This is a genomic window from Actinophytocola sp. (assembly GCF_036378875.1).
Classification (GTDB): domain Bacteria; phylum Actinomycetota; class Actinomycetes; order Mycobacteriales; family Pseudonocardiaceae; genus Actinophytocola.
In genome coordinates this window covers 14,741-28,488 of record NZ_DASUVO010000150.1, presented here as the reverse complement: position 1 = coordinate 28,488, position 13,748 = coordinate 14,741, and the positions used below count along the sequence as shown (strand labels likewise).

The 13,748-nt window shown below is 69.0% G+C and carries 16 protein-coding genes and 2 pseudogenes; 5 read left to right on the top strand and 13 right to left on the bottom strand.

Features of this window, described 5'->3' with window-relative positions; all coding sequences use genetic code 11:
• Positions 1-321: MarR family winged helix-turn-helix transcriptional regulator (locus VF106_RS42335; RefSeq protein WP_330845677.1), on the bottom strand; the 321-nt coding region annotated here is incomplete at its 3' end.
• A gap of 201 nt (positions 322-522) precedes the next feature.
• Here VF106_RS42335 and VF106_RS42330 point away from each other — a divergent pair.
• The gene (locus VF106_RS42330) at positions 523-726 is read left to right on the top strand and encodes a hypothetical protein (RefSeq protein WP_330845676.1); all 204 of its coding nucleotides are present in this window, start codon (positions 523-525) and stop codon (positions 724-726) included.
• Between the two features lie 366 nt (positions 727-1,092).
• The gene (locus tag VF106_RS42325; protein WP_330845680.1) at positions 1,093-1,599 is read left to right on the top strand and encodes an SRPBCC family protein; all 507 of its coding nucleotides are present in this window, start codon (positions 1,093-1,095) and stop codon (positions 1,597-1,599) included.
• A 142-nt stretch (positions 1,600-1,741) separates the two neighbouring features.
• Here VF106_RS42325 and VF106_RS42320 read toward each other — a convergent pair whose 3' ends face one another.
• From VF106_RS42320 to VF106_RS42285, 8 genes are all read right to left on the bottom strand, one after another.
• Positions 1,742-2,689, bottom strand: a complete 948-nt coding sequence (locus VF106_RS42320) for an NmrA/HSCARG family protein (protein ID WP_330845675.1) — start codon at positions 2,687-2,689, stop codon at positions 1,742-1,744.
• A 279-nt stretch (positions 2,690-2,968) separates the two neighbouring features.
• Positions 2,969-3,910 carry an alpha/beta hydrolase gene (locus VF106_RS42315; RefSeq protein WP_330845674.1) on the bottom strand — a complete coding sequence of 314 codons (942 nt, stop codon included), beginning with the start codon at positions 3,908-3,910 and terminating at the stop codon, positions 2,969-2,971.
• Between the two features lie 41 nt (positions 3,911-3,951).
• Positions 3,952-4,902 (bottom strand): alpha/beta hydrolase, encoded by a 951-nt coding sequence (locus tag VF106_RS42310; protein WP_330845673.1) that lies wholly within the window; start codon positions 4,900-4,902, stop codon positions 3,952-3,954.
• Positions 4,903-4,946: 44 nt separating this feature from the next.
• Positions 4,947-5,891, bottom strand: a complete 945-nt coding sequence (locus tag VF106_RS42305) for an NADP-dependent oxidoreductase (RefSeq protein ID WP_330845672.1) — start codon at positions 5,889-5,891, stop codon at positions 4,947-4,949.
• Between the two features lie 97 nt (positions 5,892-5,988).
• Positions 5,989-6,564, bottom strand: a complete 576-nt coding sequence (locus tag VF106_RS42300) for an NAD(P)H-dependent oxidoreductase (RefSeq protein ID WP_330845671.1) — start codon at positions 6,562-6,564, stop codon at positions 5,989-5,991.
• Between the two features lie 49 nt (positions 6,565-6,613).
• Positions 6,614-7,081 (bottom strand): cupin domain-containing protein, encoded by a 468-nt coding sequence (locus VF106_RS42295; protein WP_330845670.1) that lies wholly within the window; start codon positions 7,079-7,081, stop codon positions 6,614-6,616.
• Positions 7,082-7,254: 173 nt separating this feature from the next.
• The gene (locus VF106_RS42290; RefSeq protein ID WP_330845669.1) at positions 7,255-9,345 is read right to left on the bottom strand and encodes an ATP-binding protein; all 2,091 of its coding nucleotides are present in this window, start codon (positions 9,343-9,345) and stop codon (positions 7,255-7,257) included.
• A 324-nt stretch (positions 9,346-9,669) separates the two neighbouring features.
• Positions 9,670-10,056, bottom strand: a complete 387-nt coding sequence (locus tag VF106_RS42285; RefSeq protein ID WP_330845668.1) for an MmyB family transcriptional regulator — start codon at positions 10,054-10,056, stop codon at positions 9,670-9,672.
• On the opposite strand from VF106_RS42285, the pseudogene VF106_RS51080 reads away from it, so the two are divergent.
• From VF106_RS51080 to VF106_RS42275, 3 genes and pseudogenes are all read left to right on the top strand, one after another.
• Positions 9,979-10,395, top strand: a pseudogene (locus VF106_RS51080) (molybdopterin cofactor-binding domain-containing protein); the annotation flags it as partial. The gene VF106_RS42285 and the pseudogene VF106_RS51080 sit on opposite strands and share 78 nt — an antisense overlap.
• Before the next feature lie 107 nt (positions 10,396-10,502).
• Positions 10,503-10,967 (top strand): annotated as a pseudogene (locus VF106_RS51075) (molybdopterin cofactor-binding domain-containing protein); the annotation flags it as partial.
• Positions 10,968-10,972: 5 nt separating this feature from the next.
• The gene (locus tag VF106_RS42275) at positions 10,973-11,524 is read left to right on the top strand and encodes a xanthine dehydrogenase family protein molybdopterin-binding subunit (RefSeq protein ID WP_330845679.1); all 552 of its coding nucleotides are present in this window, start codon (positions 10,973-10,975) and stop codon (positions 11,522-11,524) included.
• 120 nt (positions 11,525-11,644) lie between these two features.
• Here VF106_RS42275 and VF106_RS42270 read toward each other — a convergent pair whose 3' ends face one another.
• From VF106_RS42270 to VF106_RS42255, 4 genes are all read right to left on the bottom strand, one after another.
• On the bottom strand, positions 11,645-12,244 hold the full coding sequence (locus VF106_RS42270) for an alpha/beta fold hydrolase (protein ID WP_330845666.1): 600 nt from the start codon (positions 12,242-12,244) through the stop codon (positions 11,645-11,647).
• A 52-nt stretch (positions 12,245-12,296) separates the two neighbouring features.
• Complete coding sequence (locus VF106_RS42265) at positions 12,297-12,593, bottom strand: hypothetical protein (protein ID WP_330845665.1); 297 nt, start codon at positions 12,591-12,593, stop codon at positions 12,297-12,299.
• A 296-nt stretch (positions 12,594-12,889) separates the two neighbouring features.
• The gene (locus tag VF106_RS42260; protein WP_330845664.1) at positions 12,890-13,237 is read right to left on the bottom strand and encodes a hypothetical protein; all 348 of its coding nucleotides are present in this window, start codon (positions 13,235-13,237) and stop codon (positions 12,890-12,892) included.
• A gap of 122 nt (positions 13,238-13,359) precedes the next feature.
• On the bottom strand, positions 13,360-13,692 hold the full coding sequence (locus VF106_RS42255) for a GlsB/YeaQ/YmgE family stress response membrane protein (RefSeq protein ID WP_330845663.1): 333 nt from the start codon (positions 13,690-13,692) through the stop codon (positions 13,360-13,362).
• Positions 13,693-13,748: the final 56 nt, after the last annotated feature.

Here is a 13,748-nt window from a genome sequence, read left to right as displayed (position 1 = left end):
GGCATCGGTGATGGTGACGGTGATGCTCCGCTCGTCGTCGGGCGAGGGAGCGCGGACGGCCAAGCCCTCCTTTTCGAGCAGACCTACCTGGTAGGTCAGGCCACTGCGGCTGTAGACGACGCCGTCGGCCAGGTCGGTCATGCGGTGGCTGCCCGTCGGCGAGTCCCCGAGCCGGGCCAGCAGCTGGAACTGCACGTAACTGAGATCGCCGGCCTCGCGCAACTGCCCCTCGACCGCGTGCCGGAGCAGACTGGTCACCTCGATGAGGTCGAAGTAGGCGCCGAGCTGCACGGGATCGAGCGACGGCGGCGAATCGGACATGACCGAAGTCTACTGCTTCGAACTCGAACGGTGTGTCGTCCACCGATCCGGCCGTCCCGGCAGAAGTGAGCCTTCTTGGCGGGTTCCCGTGGGCAATGTTGGGCCGGGGTGGGCAGTGCCGGACATGGAAATCAGGCAGGGGGCGGGGCAAGATCGCGAGGAGCAGGACGGCGCCGCCGACCACAGACTTCGAGGACCGCCATGAGCATCCTGTACTACGCGCCGCGGGAAGACGGGCAACAGCTTGCGTGGGTCGCTCAGAGTGCCTTCAGCCTGGAAGAGACGGCTCGCCGCGCAGGCTGCTTCCTGCGCGAGTCATATCCGGAGGGCTTCGGGATCTTGCCCCAGCTGCCGACCGAAGCCATCGAGCTGTCCGGCGATGTCGTTCACGGCCTTTCCCAGTGACGGCACCGTGTTCCCGGCCGCCTGGGGAGGACAGCCGGGAACACGGTGTGGAATTCCGTCTCTCCACCCTCGGCGTATCTCACGAATTCGAGTCCCTCGCCCTCGACTCTGAGGCCGTCCGCCACGCCATCACCGGCCGCCTACGAACCCGGGTATTCAGTCGGTCTGAGCCGGCACCGTGCGTCGTCGCGATTCGCTCACAAGGGCGCGATGTTCACCGCCTCCGGGCTGACGAGCAGCCCGGAGCACCCGAGCCACTAATTCACCGCACACGAAGGAAGAACATCGATGTCCGACGAGACGCGCCACGCCACACCGCCGGAGAAGCCGGCCCGAACCGAGCAGGATGGCGAGACGGTCAAGGCGATACCGCCCCTCATCACCTCAGCCGACAACACTGTTCCGATCACGGTCCAGCAGCGAACTTCGGTGGCGCCGGCCACCGCGTTCCGGCTGATCGTGCCCATCGACCTTTCGAGGGTTTTCCACCGAGTGGCACCGTTTCCCGGTGTCAAGGGCGTGGAGAACCAGACCGAAGCATGGGATCACGTCGGTCCGACCAGGAACCCGCAGTTCGACGACGGGTCGCAGGCCAATGAACAGCTGACCGAATACACGAAAGGCTCGAGTTTCGCCTATCAGCTGACGGGATTCACGAACATCCTCTCCCGCCTCGCGGCTGGTGTCCGAGGTGAGTGGAACTTCAACCCCGACGGCGACGGCACCCTCATCCGGTGGACCTACGAATTCAAGCCGCTTCCGGGTCGTCGCTGGATCCTCGCCGGTCCCTTCACGCCCTTCTGGCGCCGATACATGCGGGCCGCTCTCGCACGGTGCGTGCAAGTGATCGAAGCGGAGAAAAGCGACTCGTAGGCACGGCCGCGCGAGCAGGCCGTCGCGCGCAACCCGGAGATCAAGCTCATCGCGCTGCCCTGGGCCGCGCCGCCCCCTCGGCGCGAGTTCACATGCCAACCCGCGGCTCAGCCCGGCAAACGCCGCCGGCTGTCGATGGTGGTCATGCGGGTTTGACCGCCTCGATGTGCTCGCCCAGCCACTCGCGGAAGGTCTGCAGGCGCGGGTTGAGCGACCGGACCAGTTCCAGATCGCGCGCACCGACGAAGTCGCGCTCGCCTTCGACAAAGAACTGGAACATGTTGCCGAATTCATCGCCGGCGGGCAGTCCGAGCGAGCGGAGCTGGTCGTGGGTGAGCGGCCGGTAGTCGACCGGTTCGCCGAGTGCGTCGGCGAACGCGGCGGCGTACTGGGCGCCGGTCAGGTGTTCACCCGCGATGCTCACGGTCTTGCCCACGTACCGGTCGCCGGCGGCGAATACTCCGTAGGCGGTGCGGCCGATGTCCTCGGCCGCGATGCCCGACAGCCTGGCCTCACCGATCGGCAGCGTGAGCACGAGCCGGCCGTCCTCGCCCCGCCTCGGCCCGGAGCCCTGGGTGAATGCTTCCCAGTAGAAGGTGCTCCGCAGGTAGGTCGTCGGAACACCTGAGTCGTGGAAGAACGCGTCCGCCTCGGCCTTGGCGTCGAAGTGCGGGACCGTGTAGCGGTCCTGCAGCACCGGGACCCGCTGGTCGGATACGGGGATGACCTCGCGGGTGTCTTCCAGGGTCGACCAGACGACGTGGGCGACCCCGGCCGCCTTCGCGGCACGGGCGGCTGTAGCGGCCTGGGTCAGTTCGACGTCGGCGGACATGGACTCCCAGAAGTTGGTCACCACGTAGACGCCGTGAGTCCCCTCGAACGCCTTGCGCAGCGACTCCTCGTCCTCCAGGGTCGCCTCCACCACCTTGGCGCCACGCTCGGCCAACGCGCGGGCCTTCGCCGAGCCTGCGTTCCTGGTGACCGCCCGCGCGGCGAACGGACCGTCGGGATCGTCCAGAATCGCCCTGGCCAGGCCTCCTCCCTGCGCGCCCGTCGCACCCAGCACCGTGATGATCTTCTTGTCGCTCATGAGCTCTTCCTTTGTCGCGTCACCGCAGCCTTGCGGCAACTCGCCTTGTTGACTGGTAAGTCATTCGAAACTTCGCGTGGATCGTGAATGGACCACCGCCGCGAGGTCCTGCGCAGTCTCGCCCCGGCGGGTATGGAGCATGAATCCGTGGCCTGAACCTAGGTATGTAGAGAGCTCGCGGTGCGGCGAGGCGCCATCCGGTCACCACGCTGGAATGCGGTTTGGCGACCAACACCAGATGATGCAGCGGGGCTGCCAACTCGATCGATCGGCGTCGGCTCAAATCGACTTGAGTACCCGCACCCGGTCGGCGATGGCGCGCCGGGCGACGTCGGAGGTGAAGGCGATGGAGTCGAACTCGTGGGGTACGCCGGGGTGGAGGTGGAACTCCACCGGCACCCCGGCGCGGCTGAGCTTGGTCGCGTAGGCGGTGTCCTCGTCGCGAAAGAGGTCGAGCTGGCCGACCTCGATGTAGGCCGCCGGGAGGTCGGTTGCGTCCTCGAGCCGGGCCGGCGCGGCCGTGGGCGGCACGTCGGACGTTCCGACAGCGTCGCCGAGGAAGGCCCGCCATCCGGTGACGAGGTCGCCGTGGTTGTAGACGAAGGGCGCAAGGTGGGAGTCGGGGGCGTTGGTGCGGTCGTCGAGCATCGGCATGACGAGGATCTGGCGGGCGATCTGCGGTCCGCTTCGTTCTCGCGCGAGGATCGACACGGCGGCGGCCATGCCGCCGCCGGCGCTGTCACCCATGACGCCGATCCGGTTGGGGTCGACGCCGAGCTCGCTGGCGTGGTCGTGCAGCCAGTTCAGTGCTGCGTAGCCGTCCTCGATGGGAGCGGGGAAGGGGTGTTCGGGGGCGCGGCGGTACTCGACGGAGAGCATGGGTACGCCGCTGGCGGAGACGTAGCGGGCGACGGTGCCGTCGAAGTGGTCGATGTGGCCGAAAAAGTAGCCGCCGCCGTGGAAGTACACCACCGCGGGGCCTGGTGTGGCGTCCTCCTTGGTGTACCAGCGCATCTGGATCTGTGTGCCGTCGTCCGCGGTGGCGTACCTGTCGCTCATCCGGACGTCTTCGGGGAAGGGCTGGGCGCCGCTGGAGGCTGCGAGGATCGGCTCCCAGAAGGCCCGGCGACCTTCGACGTCGTCGCGCGGAGGCTGGAATGCCTCCGTCCCTCCCATCTGGGCCAGGACGTCGGCCACTTCGGGGTCGAAGTGAAGTGTCATGAGCTCGGTCTTTCGTTGCGTGGTGCGCGGGGAAACGATGCTCAGATCGACTTGAGGACCCGCACCCGGTCGGCGATGGCGCGCCGCGCAACGTCGGAGTCGAAGGCGATGGAGTCGAACTCGTGCGGTGCGCCGGGGTGCAGATGGAATTCCACGGGCACACCGGCTTGGCTGAGCTTGGTGGCGTAGGCGGTGTCTTCGTCGCGGAAGACGTCGAGCTGGCCGACCTCGATGTAGGCCGGGGGCAGGCCGGTGGCGTCTTCGAGGCGTGCCGGGGCCGCGGTGGCGGGGACGTCGGGGCCGCCGACGGCGTCGCCGAGCAGGGCCGGCCAGGCGGTGAGGCTGTCGTCGTAGGACCACAGCACATACGGCGCGATGTGCGGGTCGAGGGTGGTGGTGCGGTCGTCGAGCATCGGCATGAGCAGGATCTGGCGGGCGATCTTCGGGCCGCCGCGTTCGCGGGTGAGGATGGTCAGTGCGGCCGCCATACCGCCGCCGGCGCTGTCGCCCATCACGCCGATCCGCTCGGGGTCGACGCCCAGCTCGGCGGCATGCTCGTACAGCCAGCCCAGCGCGGCATAGGCGTCTTCGAGCGGGGTGGGGTAAGGGTGCTCGGGGGCGCGGCGGTACTCGACTGACAGCATCGGCACGCCGCTGGCGGAGACGTAGCGGCTGACCGGCCCGTCGAACAGGTCGATGTGGCCGAAGATGTACCCGCCGCCGTGGAAGAACAGGACGGCTGGCCCCGGCGTCGCACCGTCTTTGGTGTACCAGCGCATCGTGATCTGCGTGCCGTCGTCGGCGGTCGCGTGGTGCTCGCTGGTCTTGACGTCGGCTGGGATCGGCTGTGCCGTTCCGGCGGCGCCGATGATCGGCTCCCACATAGCGCGCCGCGCAGCGATGTCTCCCACCGCCGGCAGTGGGGCGTCCGCCATCGCGCCGGCCATCGGGGCCAGTGCCGCGGCGATTTCGGGGTCGAGGCTGAGTGCCATGGTCGTCTCCTTGCGGCGGTGTCGAGGTGCGGACCGGGTGGGTGTCAGGCGGCGGGCGGGAGGACGACGACCTTGCCGGCCAGCGTGCCCCCGGCGGCCTGGGCGTGGACGGCCGGCAGCTCAGCCAGCGGTACCCGCCGGGCGACGTTGACGCGCAGTTCGCCGCGGTCGATCAGCGCCACCAGCTGCGCCAGCTGTTCAGTGTCGCTGCGGACGAACAGGTCGATTCCGCGCACGCCGCGGTCGTCGTCGGAGGGGGCGGGCATCCACACGGTGGTGTTCACGAGGACACCACCGGGACGGACCAGGGTGACGAGTGCGGTCAGCTGTTGCGGCTCGACCGGGGCGAGGTTGAGCACGACGTCGACCGGCTCGGTCACCGCCGCGGTCACCTCGGTGGTGGTGTGGTCGACGACCTCGTCGGCGCCTGCGGTCTTGACCGCCTCGCTGCTGCGCGGGCTGGCCGTGGCGATGACGTGGGCTCCGACTCCCTTGGCCAGTTGCACGGCGTAGCCGCCGACTGCTCCGCCGGCGCCGTTGATCAGCACGCGCTGCCCGGCCGTCAGCTTGCCGTGGTCGAAGAGCGCCTGCCACGCGGTGAGGCCCACCAGCGGTAGCGCGGCGGTGTCGGGCAGCGGGATGCTCGTGGGTGCCGGCGTCAGGACCTCGGCCGGCGCGAGGACGTACTGCGCGGCGGCGCCGTTGCCGTCCATCGGCAGGAACCCGATGACCTGGTCACCGACCTGGACGCCGTCCACACCCTCGCCCAGTGCGTCGACCGTGCCGGCGATGTCGATACCGGGGGTGTGGGGCAGCACCACCGGAATGGGGCCCTGCATGAAGCCCCCGCGGATGTTGCCGTCGACGCCGTTGAACGACGTCGCCGCGACGCGGATCCGGACCTGCCCTGCACCGGGAACGGGCAGCTCCACGTCCTCGTAGCGCAGGACGTCGGGGTCGCCGTACTCGTGGAAACGCACTGCCTTCATCGGAGCTCCCGCTTTCGGTTGAGGTAGTCGTGCTTCGAACTCGAAGCAACTCAGATCAGCGTACTTCTTGCTTCGAGTTCGAAGCAAGTGAGGTCGGTCACCGCGGGTGAGAGCCGATCGCCGCGGCGAGCTCGACAGCGGCTTGGTCGATGCGTTCCCGCAGCTGCGTAGAGCCGTCCGGAGCCGGTCCCTCCCAATCCGCAAGGCCGGCGACGACGACGGTGGGCACGGGTTCGGCGTACAAGCAGGCGAGGCGCTTCCGCAGCACCCGCCCGATGTCGGGTGGCTGCCAGCGCGAGCCACTGTTGACCGCGAGCAGCACGGGCATGCCGGACAGGACTCCGCCGTCGAGGACGTCGAAGAACGATTCGAAGACGTCGCTGGGGGAAACGCCGACCACCGGTGTCGCCACCACGAGCCCGTCGGCCGCCACGACCGCCGCGATCGCCTCGCGCAGGTCGAGGCTGGTCTGGCCCCGGGTGGCGCACTGGGCGAGGTCTGCCGCCAGCCGGCCCAGCTCCAGCACCTCCACCTCGGCTCGCACTCCCCCGGCCATGAGGACCCCGCAGACGGATTCCGCGATCTGGTCCGCGAGCAGGCGGGTGGGACGCGCGTAGCCGGCACCGGCGCAGAGGACGGCCAGGGAAACCGGGCTCCACGCGGACCGGCTCATTGCACCGCGTTCCCGGCTGTTCTCCCCCGGCGGCCGGGGCGTGGTGCCGTCACCGGGGAGGGCCGAGGACGACGTTGCCGGTGAGCTCGGCGGCTTCGGCGAGCAGCTGCGGCGTGATCTCGAAGCCCTCCGGGCGTGGCTCGCGCAGGTCGCGGCCCGCGTGGCGGAACATTTTCTCCAGTCCGCCGGGGGTCGCGATGAGCAGCAGGTCGGCCTTCTCGGAGGTGATGCGGTAGCTGTGCGGGATGCGCCGGGGCAGGAAGACGATGCCCCCCTCGGCCAGCTCGTGCTGCTCGTCGCCGGCCCACACCAGTGCCGAGCCGGACAGCAGCAGGAAGACCTCGTCCTCGTTGTTGTGCAGGTGGAACGGCGGAGCTTCGCCCTCGCTGACGTCGAAGCGTCCGACGGTCAGCTGCCCACCGGTCGCCTCGGCATCGAGCAGGACACTGAAGACGCTCCCGCCGATCCACTCGAGCTGCTGGTGGTCTTCCCGCTGCGCGAGGTACGGGATACTCATGGCGGGTCCTCGATGTCCGTGGGCGGCGGCGCCGTCCTCCTGCCCACGACCCTGCGCCGCACCCCTGCCCGATCTCTACATCCGGCGGTGCTCACCCGGGCCCAACACTGCCCACAAAGAACTCCCGGAGAAGGTTCGGTTCTGCTGTGGCAGGCAGTGCGCGCTCACCTGCGTCATGCGCCACCTCGCTCGGCAGCGCCTCCCGACAAATGCGGAGCGGCAAACGGCACGGGCACGGTGGCCGGCTGCTGCAGCAGCCGCTCGATGAGGCGCTCCTTGGCCAGGGCGAGGTGGCGCCGGTAGGTGCCGTAGGGCACCCCCAGCCGCCGGGCGGCGGCCTTGTGGGTGCGGGAAACCGTGATGTACGTGGCGGTAAGGGCCTCGTGGGCCTTGACGCCGGCCGGATCGACCGGCAGCGCGTCGAGCGCGGTCGTGATGGCGCCGCGCAGGTCCGCCACGGGGTCGGCTGAACCCTGCGGCACGAGATGCGAACGCAGCAGCACGCTGGTCGCGAACTCCCGCGGGGTGTGCCACGTGCGCAGCGCATCGAGCACCCCCGCCTCGAACGCCGCACGCGGCGGGTCGTCGCCGCGCTCGTCACCCGAGCCACCGGCGGCCGGAGCTCCGGCCCACCCGGCTGCGGGCGCGATCATGGTGCGGGCCCGGTGCTCCACCCACTGCTCCACAGGCTGCCGCCGCCAGTCCCTGCCGAAGACGTGCTGTTGCTGCCCGCCGACATCCACCGCCGCGACCTCCAGCAACCCGGCCTCGGCGAGGTAACGCCGCCACCGCTCGCCGTCCTCGAAGACGGTGAAGGTCACCGCGCGTCCCCGGGCCCGCATCTCCTCCGCGATGGTGCGCCGGCTGACCAGGTCCATCACGGGCGAGGGCCGCTGGTGCCAGCCCGGCTGCACCGCGAACCGCCGAATGCCCAGGTGCTCGCCCGGCCCCACGGGAGCGGTCGCCTCCACGTGCTCCCAGACCGCCGCGATGACCGGGTCCCCGGCGCGGTCTTCGGGCAGCGGTGCCTCCAGCCGCAGCATGGCCATGAACGCCACCGGCGCGGCAGAGCCCGCGTAGCGGTAAACGCGGAAGGCCTCCGGCTGGCGGCGCACCCAGTGCGCGACCGCGGCCGCGGACACCGGGCCCTCGGCCTCCTCAGCCAGGCGCAGCACATCGGGCACGTCGCCGGGCCGGAGCGGAGTGTCCTCGACTTGGGGGTGCGCTCGCCACTCGTAACGATCGTCCGAGCCGCCCTGGTCGCGGAAGAGGAACATCCACTCCGCGACGCGCATCAGGGCGTCGTCCTCGGACGCGGCACGCACCGCCTGCAGGCAGGCGACTGAGATGCGGACACGGACGTCGTCGTAGCGTTCGGGGTCGCGCCAGCGCAGGTCGGCCGCGAGGGTGGCGCGCACCGCGTCGTGCGGGTGCAGCCCCTCAGGGGTGGCTTCGATGTAGGGCAGCTGACGCAGCCAGGAGAACACCGTCGCGGTGTCCTCGTCACCCAGCACCGCGCGCAGCAGCGGCTCGCGCGTGACGTGGGCCTGCGCGACCACCTCGAGGGCACGCCAGTGAGCCGCGCTGGGCAGGTCGCCCACGAGCCGCTCGACCAGGGTCGTCAGCACATCGCCGGTGGGCTCCCACGGTGCGCCCGGCGCCGCGGCGGGCACCGAGGCGGCGAGGGAGAGGGCCAGCGGGCTGCCGCCGGCGAAGGCGACGAAGGCGCCGCGCTGCTCGACGGGAACGCCACGGGCGGCGAGCAGCGCGTCGGACTGAGCGGCGTCGAGCGGCCGCACGACCAGTTGCGTGAACAGCTGCGCCCAGCCGGGGTCCAGCGACCACTCGGCGTCGGGAGCGACTCGGCTGGCGAGCACGACGAGCGCACCGTCGGCGAGCCGCAGCAGGAAGGTGTCGCGCAGCCACGGCTCCAGTCTCTGGCAGTGCTCGAAGGTGTCGATGAGCAGCACCGCGCCGGGCTCGACGCGCGCGAGCGCGGCGGCCTCCTCGAGCCGACGCGGATCCGCGTCAAGAAACCGGGCGTCCACGTGCACCACCCGGCGGCCGGCGAACTCGGCCTGCCCGGCGGCGTAGCGCAACAGCGAGGACTTGCCGATGCCGCCAGGCCCATGCAGGTACGCCACGACCGGAGCATCCGCTGCTCCTGAGAGCATCCGGTCGAGCACCGCCCGCTCCGGTTCCCGGCCCACCAGCGCACCGGCTCGTGCCGCGGCCAGGCGTGCCGCCAGTCCCGTAGCACTCACTCAACGCTCCCTTCTCCGCAGTCCATTGTGTCGTGTCGGCCCGATCGGTGAAAGCCGTCCGGTGTGGACAGCACCAAGCCCGGGTGAGCAGCACCGGGTGTGGAGACCGGGCAGCGGTGCGGCGCAGGCAGGAGGCAGGCGCCCACGGGTTTCGGGGACCGGCCACGGGCGTTCTACCTCTCGCAGCGGCAAGACGGCGCTGCTCTGGCCGGTGACGAGCGGCACGAGTCGTCGTCGTCCTCAAAGCCTCCGCAAGCCTCGAGTGGCTCGTGCCCCGCCGTCGGTCCAGATGGCGGCCAATGATCGCGGGGGTCACCGGCTCGGTCAGCGTGGGCCGCTTTGGCCCACCCTGACCACGGCCGGCCCGTCGGAGGTGCGGACGACCTCGCTGAGCCGAGCCGCGTCGGCCGAGTCCGGTGCCGCGGTGAGGACCACCGCCATCAGGCCGTCCCCGGGAACCTCGAGCAGAGCGCCGTCGAGCGTGATGTCGCCACCGTCCGGATGCCGGAACACGGCACGGTTCTCGTAGGCGGAGACCGTTTTCGGGGTGCGCCACAGGGTGTCGAACGGACGGCTGGTGCTGCGCAGCTCGTTGACGAGCTCGGCGAGGGATGCGTCGCCGCCGCTTTCACAATGCCGGTCGAGCAGGTTCGGATCATCTCGCCTTTCGTCGGCGGCGCCTTCGGCGGCGCGGCGATAACCTGGTCGCACCAGATCCTCGCCGCTCTGACCAGCCGCGTCCTCCGACGGCCGGTGAAGCTGGCGCTCACCCGCCGCCAGATGTTCCACATCATCGGCTACCGCGCCGCGACCCGACAACGGGTCCGGATCGGCGCCGACACCAACGGCAGGATCAGCGCACTGGAGCACGAAGCGCACACGGAAACCGCTCGATACGGCTTCTACGAAGACAACATCCTCGAGGTACCCCGGTTCCTCTACAACTCACCGAACATGCGCTCCGCTCTGTTCACCCATGCCGTCGACACCAACCTGCCCACCTACATGCGGGGACCCGGCGAAGCACAAGCCGGCTTCGCCCTCGAAACGGCGCTGGACGAACTCGCCCACAACCTCGGCCTGGACCCGATCGAGCTGCGCCGACGAAACGAGCCGACCTATGACCAGGCTGGCGGACTGCCGTTTCGAGCCGTCGGCTGCTCGACTGCTACGCGGAAGGCGCCAGACTGTTCGGCTGGTCACGACGGCCTCGCCAGCCCCGCAGCCGGCGTGAGGGCAACCTGCTCATCGGCTACGGCATGGCTGCAGCCGCATACCACAACAACCTTTTGCCGGCCGCGGCGTTCGCTCAGCTCACCGCCGACGGCCAAGCGGTGGTCGCCTGCGCGACGAGCGACATGGGACCCGGAACCTACACAGCGCAGACGCAGATCGCAGCCGACACCCTCGGCCTGAAGGTCACCGACGTCGAGTTCCGTCTCGGTGACTCGGCCCTGCCCGAGTCACCTTTTCACGCCGGTTCGCTCACGACCGCGAGCGGCGGTTCAGCCGTGCTCACGGCGTGCCGCCAGCTCCGTGACGGCCTGGTACGCATGGCAACTGTGGACCCTGCCTCTCCCCTGTACGGCGCGCGGCCGGATGCCGTCGACGTCACCGACGGCCGGATATATCTCAAGCAGGCGCCCAAGCGAGCCGAGACCTACCGTCAGTTCCTGCGCCGACGCGGCCTTCCCACATCGACACCACTCAGCGGTGGGACCCGGGTGACATACGCGCGCACTACTCGTCGTTCGCCTACGGTGCCGTATTCGCCGAAGTCTCCGTCGACGAGAATCTCGGGCAGATCCGGATCCGCCGGATCCAGAGTGTCTACGACGCCGGACGGATCATCAACCCCAAGCTGGCCCACAGCCAAGCTTTGGGCGGCATGGTCATGGGCATCGGCACCAGTCTCCTCGAACACACCGTGATCGATCACCGCGACGGTCGCATCGTCAACGCCAATCTCGCCGACTACCTGGTACCGGTCAACGCGGACGTCCCGCGCCTCGACGCGACCATCCTGGCCGCCAGCGACCCGAACACCGACCCCTTGAAGGTAAAAGGACTCGGAGAAGTGGTCATCTGCGGTGTACCGGCCGCAATCGCCAACGCCGTGTTCAACGCGACCGGCCAGCGCGCCACGCAGCTACCCATCACCCTCGACCAGCTCATCTGAATTCACAGACCACAGTGGACGAGACCATGCGCGAGGTGCACCGCACGTCGCGCATGGTCTCGCGGCGGCGCCTCGTTGCCCTCGACGGCTGATCGCATCACAACCTCGGCGGCCACAAGATCAGTGCCGGGACGGCCATTGGGCGAGCGCCGAGGACGCCCATTGGTTGATCAGCGCCGTCGTGAATCCCGCGTTGCGGTGCAACGCGAGATCGTGCGCGGCGTTCGGGATCAACACCGCCTGGACGCTGACTGCGGCTTCGAATGCGTTCTTCTGGTCGGGTTTGAACGCTGCCGGGTCGTCGCCCTGGTAGAGGTAGTCGTGGTCTCCGACCACGACCAGAATCGGCACCCGGACGGCCTTCGCGAAGGCCTGACTCACCAGCTCCTGCGCGAAGCCCGGCACCTCCGCCGCGGTCGTGGTCGTCTTGGACCGCTCGTCCGCGGCCAGGGTGGCCGGGTTCGCGTTCGGGAGGTAGTAAAAGAACTTCCGCGAGTTCGGCGCCGTGGTCAGGTAATCCGCCGGCAGCTTCTTCTTCCCCAGAACGGGGTCGGTGGCCGCCGGGATAAGTTCGGGGAATCCCTCGTACCGCTCGGCGTGGATATCGACCGACCCGACGCCGTCGACCCCGACATCGACCCGCAAATCGAGGCCGCGACGGTACTGAGCCGACTGGTCGGCGCACGCGGTGCTCGGCGCGAGAGCGAACGCTGTGATCACGGCGGCGCTGGAACAGGTTGTGGTGGCTGGCGAACCGTCACGGACGTAGTCATCAGAATGTCCTATCGAGACCAGTAGGGAGAGTGTCCGATGCGAACCCGCTGGTTGTGGTGGGAAAACTGTCCGCAACGGATGACAGTGCGACCGGCGGCGGGATCAGCGGCGGGATCGGCGATGTGGCCGGTAGCGCGGTCAGGTGCGCGCGGACCCGGTCGATCATGAGTTCGGCTTGGGCCGCGGTGGACAGGCCCAGCTCGACAGCGCGCAGGATAGTCGCGACCGTGCTCTGGTGGGGTCCGGCGATCCTCGCGACCGGTGCGGCGCTCAGGATCGGATCGATGTGTGCCATGAGAGTTGGTCCCTCGGTCGACTGACGTCACACCGGAGTCCCGGGCACCTACTCCGATATGTTACGCGCTCGACCAGAGAATGATCCCTACCGCTCCGGTAAATTCTCCGAGTCAACACCATGACACGAAAGTCCATAAAGGGCAGCACAACAGTGCCCGGGCGGCAGGGCTGATCGCTGCCGAACAGAGGAGTGTCACGTGATGCTCGCGTTGGCTACCCCCTCTCTTGTACTTGGGCTGGGTGGGATCGGTTGATCCTGTCCTGGCGCCGCCGTGAGGGCGGCGGGTTGGTGCGCTACGCCTGCCTCTGCCGCATGAGTTCGCGTGGGTCGGGTAGTGCGAAACGGCGGATCAAGCTCGTGACCACCGTGCCGAGGGCCAGCCACACGATCGCCGCGAAGCCGTCGTTGAGCAGTACCCGGATCTTCACGTCAGCAGGGGTGAACAGCTCGTTGAATCCCAGGGACACCGCGGCGGCGAAGACGAGCACCACAGCGAACAGGCCACACAGGACGTTGACGATCGTGCAGACGATCCGGACCATACGGGTCCGGTCCGACCGCCGCTGGTGGCGGTCCAGGGCCCGGTCCTGTGCCTGGTTGTGGGGTGCGGCCCGCGGCACTGGGCTCTCGGTCTGTGTCATCTCGACCTGACCCGATTCCAGGTTCGAATGCGGCTCTCGACTTGTCACGACCGTGGTGTCCCCGCCGGCAAATGGACCGGGTCGGCGGAGTCCGCGCAACCGCCGCCGGGTTGGTGAGCCCGTCATCGCCGAGCGCGCCAGACACCACGCCTACGGCTGGACCCACGAGTGGATCTGCGGCTGGATCCGCGGCCTCTGTTGGTGATCGCGTAGTAGATCCCCAACAGGACGACCGACCCCACGATGGCGATGAACCAGGTGGATAGGTCGAAGAAGCCTCCAGTGGCCTTGATGTCAAACAACTCCGAGGCCGCCCAACCGCCGACCAACGCCCCCGCGATGCCGATCAGGATCGTGACGACGACACCGTGCTTCGCCCTACTACCCAGCATGTACTTGGCGATGACGCCGGCGATCAGACCGAGCACGATCCAGCCGATCACACTCATACTCATGATGACTCCTTTGGTGCGCCAGATCGCGAACTGCTTCCGGTGATCGGGCCACAATC

Excerpts from the sequence above, each read along its gene's own strand:
- VF106_RS42330 (WP_330845676.1), top strand. The coding sequence starts at position 523 with ATGAGCATCCTGTACTACGCGCCGCGGGAAGACGGGCAACAGCTTGCG.
- VF106_RS42320 (WP_330845675.1), bottom strand. The coding sequence starts at position 2,689 with ATGAGCGACAAGAAGATCATCACGGTGCTGGGTGCGACGGGCGCGCAG.
- VF106_RS42315 (WP_330845674.1), bottom strand. The coding sequence starts at position 3,910 with ATGACACTTCACTTCGACCCCGAAGTGGCCGACGTCCTGGCCCAGATG.
- VF106_RS42310 (WP_330845673.1), bottom strand. The coding sequence starts at position 4,902 with ATGGCACTCAGCCTCGACCCCGAAATCGCCGCGGCACTGGCCCCGATG.
- VF106_RS42305 (WP_330845672.1), bottom strand. The coding sequence starts at position 5,891 with ATGAAGGCAGTGCGTTTCCACGAGTACGGCGACCCCGACGTCCTGCGC.
- VF106_RS42300 (WP_330845671.1), bottom strand. The coding sequence starts at position 6,564 with ATGAGCCGGTCCGCGTGGAGCCCGGTTTCCCTGGCCGTCCTCTGCGCC.
- VF106_RS42295 (WP_330845670.1), bottom strand. The coding sequence starts at position 7,081 with ATGAGTATCCCGTACCTCGCGCAGCGGGAAGACCACCAGCAGCTCGAG.
- VF106_RS42265 (WP_330845665.1), bottom strand. The coding sequence starts at position 12,593 with ATGGCACACATCGATCCGATCCTGAGCGCCGCACCGGTCGCGAGGATC.
- VF106_RS42260 (WP_330845664.1), bottom strand. The coding sequence starts at position 13,237 with ATGACACAGACCGAGAGCCCAGTGCCGCGGGCCGCACCCCACAACCAG.
- VF106_RS42255 (WP_330845663.1), bottom strand. The coding sequence starts at position 13,692 with ATGAGTATGAGTGTGATCGGCTGGATCGTGCTCGGTCTGATCGCCGGC.